General features: G+C 63.4%; 13 protein-coding genes. 11 read left to right on the forward strand and 2 right to left on the reverse strand.

Annotated features, from left to right (window positions below):
* The 8 genes from QP109_RS06570 to QP109_RS06605 form a co-directional block, all read left to right on the forward strand.
* A partial coding sequence (locus QP109_RS06570) for an FTR1 family iron permease (protein WP_285024049.1) occupies positions 1-1254 on the forward strand: 1254 nt, incomplete at its 5' end.
* Between the two features lie 41 nt (positions 1255-1295).
* The gene (locus QP109_RS06575) at positions 1296-1922 is read left to right on the forward strand and encodes an iron transporter (protein ID WP_285024050.1); all 627 of its coding nucleotides are present in this window, start codon (positions 1296-1298) and stop codon (positions 1920-1922) included.
* Between the two features lie 101 nt (positions 1923-2023).
* On the forward strand, positions 2024-3286 hold the full coding sequence (locus QP109_RS06580; RefSeq protein WP_285024051.1) for a DUF2318 domain-containing protein: 1263 nt from the start codon (positions 2024-2026) through the stop codon (positions 3284-3286).
* A 42-nt stretch (positions 3287-3328) separates the two neighbouring features.
* The gene (locus QP109_RS06585; protein WP_285024052.1) at positions 3329-4600 is read left to right on the forward strand and encodes an ABC transporter permease; all 1272 of its coding nucleotides are present in this window, start codon (positions 3329-3331) and stop codon (positions 4598-4600) included.
* Between the two features lie 5 nt (positions 4601-4605).
* On the forward strand, positions 4606-5769 hold the full coding sequence (locus QP109_RS06590) for an ABC transporter permease (protein ID WP_285024053.1): 1164 nt from the start codon (positions 4606-4608) through the stop codon (positions 5767-5769).
* 10 nt (positions 5770-5779) lie between these two features.
* A complete protein-coding gene (locus tag QP109_RS06595; protein ID WP_101628291.1) occupies positions 5780-6520 on the forward strand; it encodes an ABC transporter ATP-binding protein in 741 nt (246 codons plus the stop codon).
* The gene (locus tag QP109_RS06600) at positions 6517-7068 is read left to right on the forward strand and encodes an FMN-binding protein (RefSeq protein WP_101628290.1); all 552 of its coding nucleotides are present in this window, start codon (positions 6517-6519) and stop codon (positions 7066-7068) included. The genes QP109_RS06595 and QP109_RS06600 overlap by 4 nt, the downstream gene beginning before the upstream one ends.
* 2 nt (positions 7069-7070) lie before the next feature.
* Positions 7071-8159, forward strand: coding sequence for an FAD:protein FMN transferase (locus QP109_RS06605; protein WP_285024054.1), 1089 nt, complete (start codon positions 7071-7073; stop codon positions 8157-8159).
* A 76-nt stretch (positions 8160-8235) separates the two neighbouring features.
* On the opposite strand, the gene QP109_RS06610 is transcribed toward QP109_RS06605, so the two are convergent.
* Positions 8236-11427 carry an FAD-binding and (Fe-S)-binding domain-containing protein gene (locus QP109_RS06610; protein WP_285024055.1) on the reverse strand — a complete coding sequence of 1064 codons (3192 nt, stop codon included), beginning with the start codon at positions 11425-11427 and terminating at the stop codon, positions 8236-8238.
* A 259-nt stretch (positions 11428-11686) separates the two neighbouring features.
* Here QP109_RS06610 and QP109_RS06615 point away from each other — a divergent pair, with 259 nt between their 5' ends.
* Entirely contained in the window at positions 11687-12820 is a 1134-nt protein-coding gene (locus QP109_RS06615; protein WP_285024056.1) for a hypothetical protein, read from the forward strand.
* Positions 12821-12847: 27 nt separating this feature from the next.
* On the opposite strand, the gene QP109_RS06620 is transcribed toward QP109_RS06615, so the two are convergent.
* Entirely contained in the window at positions 12848-14035 is a 1188-nt protein-coding gene (locus tag QP109_RS06620; protein WP_285024057.1) for an alpha/beta fold hydrolase, read from the reverse strand.
* A gap of 59 nt (positions 14036-14094) precedes the next feature.
* Here QP109_RS06620 and QP109_RS06625 point away from each other — a divergent pair, with 59 nt between their 5' ends.
* Together QP109_RS06625 and QP109_RS06630 are read left to right on the forward strand one after the other, a co-directional pair.
* Entirely contained in the window at positions 14095-14253 is a 159-nt protein-coding gene (locus QP109_RS06625) for a hypothetical protein (protein WP_285024058.1), read from the forward strand.
* 300 nt (positions 14254-14553) lie between these two features.
* Positions 14554-15852, forward strand: a complete 1299-nt coding sequence (locus tag QP109_RS06630; protein WP_502929284.1) for a C40 family peptidase — start codon at positions 14554-14556, stop codon at positions 15850-15852.
* Positions 15853-15935: the final 83 nt, after the last annotated feature.

A 15935-nucleotide genomic window follows, 5' to 3' on the forward strand; every position in this document is an offset into this window, starting at 1 on the left:
ACCGATCATGACGACGCCGCGGTCGCTCAGCACCTCGCCAATCTCAAGAACTACCTGCGCGAGGACGCCAACACCCTTGACGGCGTCGGAAACTCGGCTGTCTCGAACGACTACAGCCCGGGGGCCTGGGGGCGCGTCGCGAAGGAGATGGGTGAGATTCTGGATCAGGCCGAGAAGGCCTATCTGGCGGGCGATGTCGAGGCGGGTAAGGACGGGGTGAACACCGCCTACTACCGGCGCTATGAGACCCTCGGCTTCGAGAAGCAGGTCATGGCGCGCATCTCGGGGAATCGGGTCTCCACCGTCGAGATGGAGTTCTCCCTCGTCAAGAAGGCGATGACCGATCATGACGACGCCGCGGTCGCTCAGCACCTCGCCAATCTCAAGAACTACCTGCGCGAGGACGCCAACACCCTCGACGGCTACGTCGGCGAGGCGGCCGCCCCCACGAGCCCTTGGCTCTCGGGCTTCCTCCCCTCGCTCCTCGTCATCCTCCGAGAGGGCATGGAGGCGATCCTCGTCGTCGCCGCGATCCTCGCCTACCTCGGCAAGGCCGGGCACAAGGACAAGTCGAAGATCGTGTGGATCGGGGTCGCGCTCGCCCTCGTCGCCTCCGCGGCCCTTGCCGTCCTCTTCTCCTCGTTCGCGAATCTCGCCGGAGCCAATCAGGAGCTCCTCGAAGGCCTCGCCGCCCTCTTCGCGGTCGCCATGCTCATCTGGGTCTCGAACTGGATGGTCTCGAAGTCCTCCAACGAAGCCTGGGACCGTTACATTAAGGATCAGACGGACGCCTCGCTCACTCGCGGCTCCCTCCTCGGCCTGGCCGCCATCGCGTTCCTCGCGGTCCTTCGCGAGGGCGCCGAGACGATCCTCTTCTATGTGCCGGTCATCTCCCACGCGGGCGCGGCCATTGGGCATGTGTGGATTGGCATGGGCGTCGGCCTCGCCATCCTCGTCGTGGTCTACCTCCTCATCCAATTCGCCGCCCTGAGGATTCCGCTGCGCCCCTTCTTCGCTGTCACATCGTTGCTCCTGGCGGTCATGGCCGTCACCTTCACCGGATCTGGTGTCAAGGAGCTCCAGGAGGCCGACGTCCTGCCCCTGACGCCTCTCGATAGCCTCCCGACCATCGACCTCTTGGGGATCTACCCCCGAGTGGAGAACCTCTCCGCACAGGCAGCGGTTCTCGTCATCATCGTCGGCCTGTACTTCTGGGGGAAGCGGCGCATGCGCCGCGCGATCCCCGAGAAGTGACGAACCGTCGAACCATCCCACACTGACATGGAGTTTGATTCATGAAGCGCTCACTCAGCACTATCGGCGTGGCCGTCGCGGCCGTCGCCCTGATGACCGGCCTCTCGGCATGCTCTTCCCAGCCCGCGGAGACCACGAAGCCCGCGGAAATGGACGCTCAGTCCAGCGAGGCCGCCGCGCCCGGCGAGGACGCCGGCTTCGACGAGTTCCCCCTCGGCGACGACGTATTCTCCGGCCCTCTGAAGATCTCCGGCGTCTACTTCCAGCCGGTCGACATGGAGCCCCAGGTCCAGACCCCCGCCAAGGACTCCTCGATGCACATCGAGGCTGACATCTCCGCCGTCGAGGGCAATGATCTCGGCTACGGCGTCGGCGACTTCATCCCGGGCCTCAAGGTCGACTACAAGATCCTCGGCGCCGACGGCAACGCCGTTCTCGAGGGCACCTTCATGCCGATGAACGCCTCCGACGGCCCGCACTACGGCCTCAACCTGCCGAAGCTCGACGCCGGCACCTACACGGTTCAGTTCATCGTCCACTCCCCCGAGGAGAACGGCTGGCTCCTTCACACCGACGAGACCACGGGCGTCAAGGGGCGCTTCTGGACCGAGCCGATCACCGCGGAGTTCAAGGATTGGAAGTGGGACCCCTCTGCTGTAGAGTGGTGACCCCGTGACGACGGGCCGGAGGCGGACTCCGGCCCGTCGTCGTGCCCTCGGGATGACGCCGACGCGCCCGCGCGTCGCGACGACGAGAATGAGGATGAACGATGATCGAACAGATGAGCCAGGCGACTCTCGCGCTGCTCCTCACCGCTCTCGCAGCGGGAGCGGCCATCGGCGCGCTACCGGCGCGCGAGCGCGGCAGATCCGGTAGAGCCGCCCGGAGATGGGCCATCGGCATCGGCGTCGTCGCCGGGTTCGTCTCCGCCTTCGTCCTCACCCTCGTCAACACCCTCGCGCCTCGCGCCGTCAATCGGCAAACGGTCGCCCTGTGGACCCTGCCCCTGGCCGTCCTCCTCGCGATCGCCTTCGTTTCGCTCTTGGCGCTGCGGGCGCGCCGGGCGCCGAGCGCGCCCCTCGACTCCGCCCTCCTCCTCGTGATGAGCGCCTACCTGGCGCTCATCCTCTTCCGCGCGGCTCCCACGGCGATGGCCCAGGCGGTCATGATGTTCCCTCGGGGAATCGAGGTCTTCGCGACGACTACGATGCTCGCCCTGGTCGGCTACGTCCTCGGCTGGCTCCTCCCCCTCGCCCTCGGCGCCCTCTCCTGGAGGATCGTCTCCCTCGGTCGACGCAGGACCTGGCCGACCGCCCTCGTCGTGGCCGTCCTCGCCCTCACTCACGTCATGCTCGTCGTGCGCATCCTTCAGGCACAAAGGGTCGTCTCGATGTCGAACGAGGCCTTTACCGCGCTCTCCTGGCTCATCAACCACGAAGCCGTATTCCCGATCGCCGCGATGTTCGTCCTCCTCCTCGTCGCCGCTCTTGTCGTCCGTGAGGGACGATCCCTGCCCCGAGTCGGCTCCAACCCCGCCGAGGGGCGCCTCTACCGCGCCCGCGTCCGCGTCTGGAAGACGATGGCCGGGGTAGCGGCGGGCGGCTACCTGTGTGGCGCGCTGCTGATCACCCTCGGCGTCGTCGTCGGCTCCGCCGAAGTCGAGCTCTCCGAACCGGAGTCCTACTCCGTCGTCGAGGAGCGCGCGGTCATCGACATCGCGGACATCTCCGACGGCCACCTCCACCGCTACGCCTACACGACCTCTTCGGGGGTCGAGGTCCGCTTCATCGTCATCCAGAAGGCGGGCGCCTCCTTCGGCGTCGGCCTCGACGCCTGCGAGATCTGCGGGCCGACCGGCTACTACGAGAAGGACGGGAAGATCATCTGCAAGCTCTGCGAAGTTGCGATGAACATCGCGACGATCGGATTCAAGGGCGGCTGCAACCCCATTCCGATCGAGTACGAGGTCTCCAACGGGACGCTGACGGTCCCGCTGTCGGTCCTCGAGGCGAATGCGAGCGTCTTCGCATGAGCCTTCTCGTCTCCGACCCCACGAGGGAGAGGATCTGATCCCATGTTCCTGAGAATGCTGGTGGGGGCTCTGGCCCGCAGGGGCGAGCGTCACCTCCTCATCGCCGTGACGGTCGCCCTCGGCGCCGCCGTGGCCACGTCTATGCTCTCGGTGATGTTCGACGTCGGGGACAAGGTCAACCAGGAGTTGAAGTCCTACGGCGCGAACATCGTCGTGCGACCGCGCGGCGCGGCGGTCCTCCAGGACCTCTACGGCGCTCGGTCCCCCGAGCAGACCTTCCTCCGCGAGGACGAGCTCGGCCGGATCAAGACGATCTTCTGGACGTACAACATCCTCGACTTCGCCCCGCTGCTGTCCGTTGACGCGGTCGGCCCCTCGGGGGAGCCCGTCGCGCTCACCGGGACCTGGTTCGATCACCACCTCGACCTGGAGACCGAGGAGACGCTCGATACCGGCCTCGACAAACTTCGGGCCTGGTGGACGGTTACCGGCCAGTGGGTCGCAGACGAGGACCCCGAGGGTGCGATGGTCGGTGAAGGCTACGCCGCAGCGCATGGCCTCGCCCTCGGTGATCCCCTGACCCTGAGCAGGGACGGGCGCTCCGTCGAGCTGAAGGTGCGCGGGATCTTCGAATCGGGCGACGAGGCCGATTCCGGCGTCTACGCGAACCTGGCCGTCGCCCAGGACCTTCTCGGAGAGCCCGGAGTCGTCGGCTCCGTCGAGGTGTCCGCCCTGACGACCCCGGACAACGACCTGGCGCGAAAGGCGGCGAAGAACCCGGAGTCTTTGTCCGTGTCCGAGCGCGAGACCTGGTACTGCACCGCCTACGTCTCCTCCATCGCCTACCAGATCGAAGAGGTCATGACCGATTCCGTGGCCAGGCCCGTTCGGCAGGTCGCCGAATCGGAGGGGACCATCCTGGAGAAGACGCAGCTCCTCATGCTCCTCGTCACCGTCCTCGCCCTCATCGCCTCCGCGCTGGCCATCGCGAATCTCGTCACCGCGAACGTCATGGAGCGCTCCGGGGAGATCGGTCTGATGAAGGCGATCGGGGCGAAGAACCGCTCGATCATCGCCCTGCACCTCAGCGAGATCGCAGTGGTCGGCCTCGTCGGAGGGGCCCTCGGCTATGGGGGCGGGATCGGGCTCGCGCAGATCATCGGGCGGATCGTGTTCGGTGCCTCGATCTCCTTCACCCCGGTCGTCCTGGTACTCGTCTCGCTCCTCGTCCTGCTCGTCGTCCTCAGCGCGTCGATCCCGGCCATCCGCTATCTGCTGCGGCTCAACGCCGCGGAAGTCCTCCACGGAAGGTGAGAGAGATGAAGCGTCGCACGATGTTCTGGCGGATGGTCTCCTCGTCGATCCTGAGGAGGCGCTCCCGCGTCCTCATCGCCGTTCTGGCCGTCGCCATCGGCGCCACGACCCTGTCGGGCTTGGCGACCATCGCCCTGGAGGTCCCCGCTCAGCTCGCCCGCGAGATCCGCTCCTACGGCGCGAACCTCGTCGTCTCTCCCGTTTCGGGGAAGGACTCCATAAGCGCCGAGTCCCTCGAGGCGATCCCGTCCCTCGTGCCGAAGGGGGCCCTCGTCGGCTCGGCGGCCTTCGACTACGAGGCGATCACCGTCAACGATCGGCCCTACGTCGCCGCAGGAGCCGATCTGGAGTCGGTGCGCGCGATGAACCCGTACTGGTACGTCGAGGGGGAGTGGCCGCAAGGACCCGACGAAGTGCTGATCGGCGAGGAGATCGCGGACACGATCGGCGCTTCGGCCGGGAAGAGGATCTCCGTCGTCCGCCTCGAGGAGGCGGACGAGCACGCCCAGTCCGGCGGGGCCGAGGCGAAGACGAGCGTCGACTTCACCGTATCCGGGGTCCTCAAGACCGGGGGTACGCAGGACTCCTACATGTACATGACCTCGCAGGCGATCTCCGCCCTGACCGGCGTCGAGGCGCGCGCGACGGTTGCGGAGTACTCGATCGCCGTCGAGGGCCCGGTCCTGGAGAGCGTCGTCGCGGCCATCAACGACTCCGTGCCCGGAGTGTCGGCGCAGGCCGTCAAGCGCCTCGCGCAATCCGACTCCGGCGTCATCTCGATGCTGCGCTCCCTGCTCGTCATCATCGCCGGCATCGTCCTCGTCCTCACCCTGATCGGGGTGTCCACGACGATGGTCGCCATCGTCGCCGAGAGGCGCAACGAGATCGGCCTGCGCAAGGCCCTGGGCGCAACTTCGCGCTCCATCGCCCTCGAATTCATCGGCGAAGGCGTGCTCCTCGGTCTGATCGGTGGTCTGATCGGCGTCGTCCTCGGGTACGGTCTCGCCTCGGGGATCAGCTACAACGTGTTCCACCGGAGCATCGCCCTTCCTCCGTTGATCGCTCTCATTACGGTCCTCGCATCCATGGCCGTCGCCGTCCTTGCCTGCCTGCCCCCGGTGCGCCGAGCCGCCGCCGTCGACCCCGCCCTCGTCCTACGCGGAGAATGAAGGAAGAATCATGACTGACACGATGCCTACGCCCCTTCTCGATCTGGAGGGGGTCTCGAAGATCTACGGCGACCTCCACGCGCTCGACGACGTTTCCTTGACCATCGGGCGCGGGGAATGGGTCTCCATCGTCGGGCCCTCCGGATCGGGCAAGACGACCCTGATGAACATCGTCGGGTGCATGGACACCGCGTCCAAGGGGCGGGTCCGTCTCGACGGCCAGGACATCTCGGATCTCACGGGGGACGAGCTCACGGAGATCCGCCGCTCCACGATCGGGCTCGTATTCCAGCAGTTCCACCTCATCGGGCATCTCACTGCGCTGGAGAACATCATGGTCGCCCAGTACTACCACTCGATGCCCGATGAGAAGGAGGCGATGGAGGCCCTCGACAGGGTGGGCCTCGCCGATCGCGCCACCCATTTGCCCCGTCAGCTCTCCGGCGGCGAGCAGCAGAGGGTGTGTGTGGCGCGCGCGCTCATCAACTACCCGAAGCTCATCCTCGCCGATGAGCCGACCGGCAACCTTGATGAGACGAACGAGAGGATCGTCCTCGACCTGTTCGGGCGACTCCACGAGGAGGGCACGACCCTCATGGTCGTCACGCACGACGCTCTGGTCGCCGGCCGGGGCCAGCGCGAGATCGCCCTCGATCACGGGCGCATCTTCAAGGAGACGTGGCACGATCACGACGCGCTCGAGGCGGGGCCCGAGTCGGGAACGGGGAAGAGCAAGGTGGATCTGCGATGAACGCGAAGCGCGGGGCCCTGAGGGCCGGGATCGTGGGACTCGGCGCGATGATGCTCGCCGCATGCGCTTCCTCGCCGGGCGTCGACATGAGCGTGCCGATGAAGGACGGGGAGTGGAAGGGCCGTTCGAACGCGGACGATCAGGGGGCGATCGGGGTCATCACGATCACGGTCGAGGGCGGCGACATCACGAGCACGAGCTACGAGACCCTCCAGGCGAACGGAGCGGACAAGGACGCCGACTACGGGAAGAGCTCCTCCGGGGAGGTCTTCAACGAGGACTACTACGAGAAGGCGCAGAGGGCCGTCGAATCCTTTGCGCGCTACTCGCAGGAGCTCACCGAGAAGGACGATCCCGCGAAGGTCGATGTCGTGTCGGGCGCGACCGTCGCGCACCGCCAGTTCATCCAGGCCGCGATCCGGGCGATCTCCGCGGCCCAGGGGGTCGACGACTCGGGGGCGAACGGCGTGGAGATCCCGGGGCTGGAGGAGTCGACCCGCCTCGGGGACACGGATCTCGACAAGGACCTCGGCGGGACGGACCGCTAGCGGTGGGGGAGCGTCCGCTCGTCGAATTCGAGGTCGGCGAGGGCGGGGGCGCGCGTTCCTGGCGAGTCTCCTTCCCGGCGATGGGCACGCGCGTCGACCTCATCGGTGCGGGCGGGGATCTTCCGCGCATCACGCGCGGGGTGTGCCGACTGGTCGCCGAACTCGAAGCGCTGTGGTCCGTCTTCCGCCCGGACTCGGACGTCTCGCGGATCAACTCCGGCGAGGGGTGGTGCGAAGTCGATCCGCGCACGGATTCGCTGCTCCTCGATTCCCTGGCCCTGTCGGAGGCGACCGGCGGGGCCTTCACCCCGCTGGCGGGGGCGCTCGCGCGCCTGTGGGACGTTAAGGGCGCTCGAAGGTCCTTCCTCGCGAGCGGGCGTGTGCCCGAGGCCCCGTCCCAGGAGGAGATCGACGGGGCGCTCCGCTCGTGCGATCCGGCGCTCCTGGAACGCGACGAGGCCGCTCGCTGGCGTCTCGCGCGGGCCGTGAACGGGGGAGCCGCCCCGTCGAGGGGACCGGCCCTCGACCTCGGCGCCATCGCGAAAGGGGCGACCGCCGACGCGGTGCGCGACGCGGTCGTGGCGGCCGGCGCCGAGGGTGTTCTCGTCTCCCTGGGCACATCGTCCATCGCCGCTTTCGGACGCCGGTGGGACGGGAGGCCGTGGACGGTCGGCCTGCGGGAGCCGGGCGCGGCGGAGAACGAGTGGACGGGTAGCGTCGAGCTCTCCTCCTCATCGGCTCTGTCGACCTCGGGCGACTACGCGCCCGCATCATTTGACGCCGGTCGTCCGTTCCCGGAGGCGCTCGCCCACGAGACCTTCGATCCGAGGACGGGACGGCCGAGCGAATCGGGCGTTCTCCAGGCGAGCGTGATCTGCGCGTCGGGAGTCATGGCGGAGGCGCTTTCAACGGCCCTCCTCGTCGCCGGGGAGGGATACGTCGACGGCGCCCGTTTGGACGTCTGGGGGAGGGCGAGGGGGCTCTCGACCCGGTGGGAGAGCGTCGTCGCGCGCAGGGACGGGATTGCCTTCTCCGAGGGGGCGGGGTGGGTGCCGAAAGGGGTTCGAGGAACGGGCGGATCCGCGCCCTGATCTCACGATTCGTCCGAAGGGCGTCCTCGCCGAGCAGGCCCGGGCGGGAGCGCGTCGGTGTCTCCGCCGGGAGGGGTCAGTCGGCCTTCGGGCCGCGCGCGAGGAGAGTCGCGAGGTGGACGCCGCCGCGCTCGGCGAGCTGGCTGGCCTGCGTCCTGCAGGAGAATCCATCCGCCAGGTACACGGCATCTGGGTGCTCGCTGAGCGCAGGTAGTAACGACTGCTCTGCGACCGCGACGGAGACCTCGTAGTGTCCCTTCTCCATGCCGAAGTTGCCGGCCAAACCGCAACAGCCCGATAGTTGAGTAACCGTCGCGCCCAGGCGATCCAGTAGTGCGCGATCCGCGTCCCATCCCATGACCGAGTAGTGGTGGCAGTGTGGCTGAGCCACAACTTCAACACCGCTCAGGTCTGGTAGGTTCAGCTGTTCATCCGGGACGGTCGCCAGTAGCTCAGCAAGCGTCACAGTATCCTTCGAGACCATCGTCGAACGCGGGTCATCTGCTAGCAGATCCAGTAGGTCATCACGCAAAACAGCGGTACACGACGGCTCCACACCCACTATCGGAATCCCATTCGCGGCGAATGGCGCCAGCGTGTCCAACAGAGTTGCCAGATGCTTCTTTGCACCCTTCAGCTGGCCCGTCGTAATCCACGTCAGGCCGCAACACACATCCGGCGCGACGATCACGGCAAAGCCGTTTGCTTCCAGTAGCTCGGTCAAAGCGCGTGCTCCCGTGTCGTCCAGTGTCTGCGAGAAGGAATCCGCCCATACCACCACATATCGACGGCCAGTTGGGTCCGTGGGGGAAACGGGCGTCGCCGATTTCCCAGTTTCGCTCATTGACGAGGCCGGTCGGCCTCCGCTCGGCGACAGCTGGTCGCCAGACGTGGAGATGGCCTCGTCAATGGGGGAGAAAGCGGACGACACCATCGAAGTTGTGCCGCGCTTACGTGCCCAGCGCAAGAACGTGCCCGACTGTAGAGGTGGCATCGGACGACGTGAATCCAACCCGATCAGCCCGAACGCCAGCCGGCGTAGCACATCCACGCCGAGGAGCGCGTTGCCGACCTTTGCCAAACCGGGGATCGACGCCGTCAGGCGCGTCCAGCGTGGCAACCAGCCCAGCGTGTAATGCGACAACGGACGAGCCTTCCCGCGGTAATGGCGGAACAGCGTCTCTGAACGGTATTTCGACATGTCGACCCCGGCCGGGCAGTCCGACGAACATGCCTTGCATGCTAGGCAAAGGTCGAGGGCATCGAGGACTTCCGCAGAATCAATCGCCTGAATCAACTGGCCGTTCGCCGCATCCTGCAGGGTGCGGGCGCGGCCTCGAGTCACGTCCTTCTCGTCCTTCGTCGCCTTCCACGACGGACACATGAACGTCCCCGAAATACCCGCGCGACACTTGCCCACGCCCGTGCAACGGTGAATTGCGTTCGTGAAATCGCCGTGATCCTCGCGGAACGCGAAGCCGCCATCGGCGGGCATCGAACGCGCCGCGGGACGACGAAGGAAATGATCCACCAGATCAACGCCCGGCTGTGGATCAACGTGCGAAGCCGAGCCAGCAATCGCGGCCGGCTTCAGTGAATAGGCATCACCTAAAGCGCGGCGACGTTCGGTTGCGGTGGTCGTACTCATCGGTGCAGTCAGCACACCCGGATTCATCATGTTGTGCGGATCAAACAGAGCCTTCACCTGCGCAAACAAGTCCAGCATTGCCGGCGAATACATGAAGCGCAACAACTCCGTGCGAGCGCGACCATCACCGTGTTCACCCGACACAGACCCACCGTGCTTCGCGCACACGGTCGCCGCGCGCTCCAAGAAGCGACGAGTGTGGGCGACACCCTTGTCAGTGTCCAACGGGTAATCAAGACGAACGTGGACGCAACCGTCACCGAAGTGACCGTAGAGCAGGCCGTCAATGTCGAACTCATCCATCAGAGCAGTGAAATCACGCAGGTATGCGCCCAAGTTCGCGGGCGGAACCGCGGCATCTTCGAAGCCGGGCCACCCCTGTTCATTGCCCTTTCCTGACGCTGGATCAAACGGCGTACGGCCACCAAGACCAGCACCATCAGCACGAATACGCCACAAGCGACCCGCATCGTCACCCGGCGGATAAATCGCGACCGAGTCGGTGTTGGCACTCGTGGCCAAAGCCTGAGCGCGTTCCAGAGAATCCTCCGGCGAGCTTCCGCCGACCTCGCACATCATCCAGGCCTCGCCCGGCGGTAGGTCGGGGACAGCGCCCGGGCCTCGGTGCTGGCGAACAACATCGACGAGGCGTTTATCCATACCCTCAACCGCCAGAGGATGGTGCTCCAAAAGTGCGGGCACGTCGTCGGCAACTTCGATCATGTTCGGATAGCCGAGGACAACCAAAACGGGAGACGTTGGCAGGTCAACAAGGCGAACCGTGACCGATAGGATCGTGACCAGCGTGCCTTCGGTGCCCACCAGCATCGCGGCAAGATTACGGTGACCTTCCGGCGTCGCGTGTTCCAGCGAATAGCCGGATACTTGGCGGCCGAAGGTGCCAAGCTCAGTGCGGATCAATGCCAGGTTCGCATCCACAAGCTCTGTCAGACCCGGAACTTCGGGAATATCGGGGGCATGTTCGGTGGTTGCCGTGAATCGATGTCCCAGCCCGTCGATGCATTCGAGGGACACGATGTTGTCAGCCGTACGCCCCCAAGCAGTCGCATGTGGGCCGCACGCGTTATTGCCAACCATGCCCGCGATCGTCGCGCGATTCTGGCTGGACGGATCAGGACCGAAACGGAGCCCAAAAGGGGCCGCCGCGGCCTGCAAAGTTGCCTGCACGCATCCGGGCTCAACGACAGCGGTCTTTGCCTCGGGATCAATGCTTACCACATGGTTCAAATAGCGGGTGAATTCGATAATGAGACCCGGGCCAACAGCATTGCCGGAGCAGGATGTGCCACCACCGCGCGTCGTCACCGGGACACCGAAGGTGCGCGCCACGGCAAGCGTTGCCTCGACATCCTCGATCGATTTCGGGAACACAATCGCCAACGGTGGAATGCGGTACAGGCCAGCATCCGTGGAAAAGCGTGCACGAGACCCCGTCGACGTATCTACATCGCCGTCGACTGCTTCGGTCAGAGCCCGCAGAAACTCCGGATCGATCTGGCTTACCGCAGCTTGCCGTGTTGCCGTCCCATTCTTCGGGGCAGGATCGATCGGGGTTGATGAATGCCCGGTTGTAGGGGCTGGATCCCACGTGACGCTCATAGGTGAATCTTCGCATGAGCTAGCGTTTTCACAGTCTTGTCGCATACTTTTTGGCGCCAATGCGTGAATCAGTGTGTTCGCCACGTGGAACAGCCTGTGATGAGACCCTGAATTTGAGGGGGAGCATAGGCCGTAATTCTTATTGAACCCCTAGTTTTTTGGGCAGTGTTATGCACCTGTCAGATGTGAAACAATAGGGGGACACTGTCGCCTTTCTCGGCAAGGCGATATGTCCGGTCAATCCAGGGAGGAAACGCCAGTGGCTCTTTTCGAGTTCGACAACGGTCGTCTGGTTCCTGCGCAATTTGGGCGCCCATTGGATTCTGGTTTGACTGGCGACGTTATCGACGCTGTGTGTGGGCAGGTCTTGGAGATTGTTTCCCGCCCGCTTTTCCCAATTACTTGGCGGGATATTGTTCGCGGTCACGAAGAAGACGAAGATTCTCAACGCTTGACTGCCCTCGATGCGACGGGGCAAGTCGTCAGCGTTGAAGTGATTACACACCTCGATTCAGACACCCTCATTAGCTCTCTGTCGCGTTTGGCGGACACTGCTGCCCTGTCGTGGAGTGACCTGGCGCGCGAATACGACGGGGGTCTTGACGCGTTCCGTCATGGGTGGATGCAGTTCCGTGACGCTATGCCCCCGTCGCCGGGTGCGGGCCCGCGCTTGATCGTTGTTACCGGCGAAATTGATCCGCAGGTTCGTCCCGCTCTGGACGTTCTGGCGAATTCTGGCGTGGAAGTTCACGAGGTTCAGGTTCGAGCGATGTCCAATGGACGCGTTTTCCTTGACGTTGTGCCCGTTGGCTCGCGCCTGTACATGCACTCGCCAGCCCTGTTGTCCCAAGGCTCCCAAGGCATCAGTGAAATCACGGCTTCCCTAGATGACTCCGACCACGATGCACCAGCATTGGAACAGGCACCTGAGGATGATGAATCGGCAGACGACGCGGACGGTTTCGACTTCATCGCCACGGATACCCCGACAACGAAAGATGAACGTGGCTTCGTTGAACCTGACGATATTCGCCAAGCTCGTGAAGATGGAGTGCCGATCCTAGATGCCACCGCATCGACTCTTCCTATTCTTGGAGCGATTATCGGCCAGGCAGTTCCCCTTGTTGCGCCCCCGAGGTTCAAGGTGCCGTCCGACCTTCGACTTGGTGTCGATGGCGTGATTCGAAGCGCGCTTGGACAGTGGAACGACGTTGATGAGCTTGAAGAGCTTCTTCCCAACTTTTCTGACGCCTGGAATAACCTCTACATCGCTGACCTTGCAGGGCCAACACTTGCCGAGGCCCTTATAGAGGTCAATCGCGAAATGATCCGCGAATACCGCATCGTTCCCGCTTCTTCGGGCATGGGGAAACACGGGCGAACCCGCATCTGACCGCTCGTGGCCTAGTGGCCGGTTGGTTTACTCAACGGGCGTGACGAACGCTCCGATCCAGCGTTTCATCGTGTGACGTACATTCGTGCGCACATCCGGGTCGGACAAGAATAGGTCGTGCTTACCTGGGAAACGAGCAATCGTCACGCAATCAGCAAGATTCATTGAGCGTTCAGCAATAACCTCGACGTCCAAGACAACGTCAGACGAAAAGACGCGTTCTGACCATTCTTCGCCCGTGTACGACGAGGTCGACATCATTGACAGAACCGGGCATGACAGGTGCACGTCGTTTTCGACCGTGTTGTGGCCATCCAAGATTGCGTCCAACCATGCGGCGGGAATCGGATACGACTCCGGGCGCTTCCAGGCCAGCGCATACTCCCAGCCCTTCATCGCTGGATCGTCGGGATTGTCTGCGCACGCTTGTGGCACAGTCAGACCGGACGTTGCCCAGCCTTGAGTCAGTGAACGCCCGTAGAAGCCGGGGCCACCGCCACCGGGAACTTCCCAGCGAGGGTTTCGTTGCGCGATCCGTTCTAGGACAGGCGCAACCGTCGTCCGTAGATTTGCTAGCGTGTGCATCTCTAACCACGCTGAATTCAAAATTAATGCGTCGAACGCGCCAGGGTGACGATGCGCCCACAACGTTGCGATCAAGCCGCCCGTTGAATGTCCCGACAGGATCAGGGGCAGATTTGGATTCTCTTCGGCAATGATGTCGAGTGCTTCGCCGATCTCCTCGTCGTAGACATTCAGGTTGTCCGTGTAGCCGATCGTTTGCCAAGGGCGAAGTGAGCGACCGTATTTGCGTAGGTCAAGCGCATAGAAAGCGGAACCTGCTTCGGCGAACGTCTGCGCCAGCTCAGTCTGGAAGAAATAGTCGTTGCGCCCGTGTAGGTACAGGGTGACGCTCTTCGGGAATGCTTTCGCATTTTCGCTGACATCTGGGTCGCGGTGGGGAAGATACTTCACCAGTGTTGCCACGTTGTCGCCCTCGGCATCTGCGATCAGTTCGATCGTCTGTGACTGATAAGCCGGCCCCAGGATGTCGGTGCGCCACTGGCCAACCGGAGCTGGCCCGTCTTCACCCCAGGGGTTCATCACGTCATAGGTGGGTTCCCCATCCGAAGCGGCGAGACCCTCTAGGTGCTCACTGTCCGTGGCCACTTCACGAGTGTGAAGTGTGCGTGTCTCGAGATCCTCGTCAGTCATACGACAACCTTACGAGGTTCCCCCAAGTCCGGCAGGACTTCCTGGGTGGGCGGGTAGGTGTGCGTCATTCTTGGGACTTACTGCGCACAACGGAGGCGCGCGACGGGATTCGACGGCGTGGCTCGATCGACAACGTGAGCGTCACCCCTCAGTGCGTGCTGGATGAGAACGACGTTCGCGACCGCGAGCGCATTGTCGACGTGACGGTCGAGGCGTAAGGCAAAGCGCTTTGCTACTTGCTCGGCATGCTTGAGCGCTGGTGCTGAAAGTGGCTGACCTGCAGTCAGCGAGGCATTCGTAAGATCACGTGTCCAGCCTAAGAGGAGAAAAAGCGCTGGTCGCGGCCCTATTCAGTCCATGAACTTATATAACGCGGGGCGAGATGATGACCAAAACATGTTGCTGATGTTGTCAATGTTGTAAATGGGAAAGATGTGAAAATAGTTGCAGGTGTTGCTTTTGTTGTTCAGAGTGACTACTCTCACCACAGGTGCACTGTCTGATGACGATGCTCGTATATGTTCCCGACGACAGGTGAAGTAGTGTTCAACCAGTCAAGACGTTCGCAGCGTCTCCGCTTCCGTGTAGGGGCAATGGTTCTGCTTGCCAGCATGGCGCTGATCGCCCCACAAATGGCGCAAGCTGCCCCCTCAGAAGCGGACATCGCCCGCGCGCAGGCAGAAGAAGAAGCTACCAAGCTTTCAGTGGCTCAGATCGAGGTTCGCCTTGCATCAGTGAAGGCTGAAGCGGATCAAGCACTTCGGGCCGCTCAGATCGCAGCAGAAGAGCTCAACGCAGCCAATATAGCCCTCGCAGAAGCCAAGAACACTGCTAGCTCAGCGCAAACTGATGCAGATGAAGCAAAAGCGAACTTTGAAGCGGGCAAGAAAGAAATCGCCTCAATCGTACAGACTGCGTACCGCGATGGCGGATCCGAAATCGATACCCTTGCCCCCTACGTGAACGCCGATGGTCTGCGCACCGTTGAAACCAAGCAGGCATCAATCGAAGCTTTCTCCGCTTCAGCTGACGCAAAGATGCAACGCGTTGCTGCCCTTCAACAGGTTGCCAATGTCATGCAGAAAGCTGCCGACGAAGCAGTTGTTGCACAAACTGAAGCAACGACTGAAGTACAGCGACGCACTGAAGCTGCGCAGACGAGTGCCCAGAAGGCACTCACTCTTCAAGAAACCACCGAGGCAGCCCGCCAAGGTTACCTTGCTGAGCTCGCCCGCAAGCAGAACACCACGGTTGAACTGATCCAAGAACGCGAAGCGGCTCTTGAAGCAGAACGCGCAGCCGCCGCCGAAGCTGCGGCGCGTGCAGCGGCTGAGGAAGCTGCGCGACGTGAAGCAGCTCGCCAAGCTAATGCGGCGGCGTCAGAGTCACCGTCGTGGACTCCGGCACCGGCACCGTCATACGACGAACCGCCAGTCAGCTACCCCGGCTCCGGTGGCGCATCGACCGCTATCGCAACAGCGAAGAGCTACCTGGGCGTCCCCTACGTATGGGGTGGTGCGTCACGAGGGGGTGTTGACTGTTCGGGTCTTACTCAGATTGCGTGGGCATCTGCAGGTGTTTATCTTCCTCACTATTCCAAGTCGCAGTACGACTACGGAACCAAAGTGCCCTTCAATGACGCTCAACCCGGTGATTTGCTGTTCTGGTCGAGCAACGGTTGGCAGTCCGGAATTTATCATGTTGCCATTTACTTAGGCGGTGGAAGCATGATCGAAGCGCCGGCTCCGGGTAGTAGTGTCCGTATCACCTCAATCTGGGGTTGGAATCAGCTCATGCCGTACGTCGTGCGCTTCTGATACCAGAGTCATTCTGATCGAGGCATCGAAAGGAAGCTCAGAGCATCCACAAGGAGGGGTGGGAATCGAGTTCAACTCGATTC

Source organism: Pauljensenia sp. UMB9872, from assembly GCF_030212665.1.
Taxonomy (GTDB): Bacteria; Actinomycetota; Actinomycetes; order Actinomycetales; family Actinomycetaceae; genus Pauljensenia; species Pauljensenia turicensis_B.

Bases quoted from the DNA above. Each gene is read 5' to 3' on its own strand.
- QP109_RS06575 (WP_285024050.1), top strand. From the start codon at position 1,296: ATGAAGCGCTCACTCAGCACTATCGGCGTGGCCGTCGCGGCCGTCGCC.
- QP109_RS06580 (WP_285024051.1), top strand. From the start codon at position 2,024: ATGATCGAACAGATGAGCCAGGCGACTCTCGCGCTGCTCCTCACCGCT.
- QP109_RS06585 (WP_285024052.1), top strand. From the start codon at position 3,329: ATGTTCCTGAGAATGCTGGTGGGGGCTCTGGCCCGCAGGGGCGAGCGT.
- QP109_RS06590 (WP_285024053.1), top strand. From the start codon at position 4,606: ATGAAGCGTCGCACGATGTTCTGGCGGATGGTCTCCTCGTCGATCCTG.
- QP109_RS06595 (WP_101628291.1), top strand. From the start codon at position 5,780: ATGACTGACACGATGCCTACGCCCCTTCTCGATCTGGAGGGGGTCTCG.
- QP109_RS06600 (WP_101628290.1), top strand. From the start codon at position 6,517: ATGAACGCGAAGCGCGGGGCCCTGAGGGCCGGGATCGTGGGACTCGGC.
- QP109_RS06610 (WP_285024055.1), bottom strand. From the start codon at position 11,427: ATGAGCGTCACGTGGGATCCAGCCCCTACAACCGGGCATTCATCAACC.
- QP109_RS06620 (WP_285024057.1), bottom strand. From the start codon at position 14,035: ATGACTGACGAGGATCTCGAGACACGCACACTTCACACTCGTGAAGTG.
- QP109_RS06630 (WP_502929284.1), top strand. From the start codon at position 14,554: ATGTTCCCGACGACAGGTGAAGTAGTGTTCAACCAGTCAAGACGTTCG.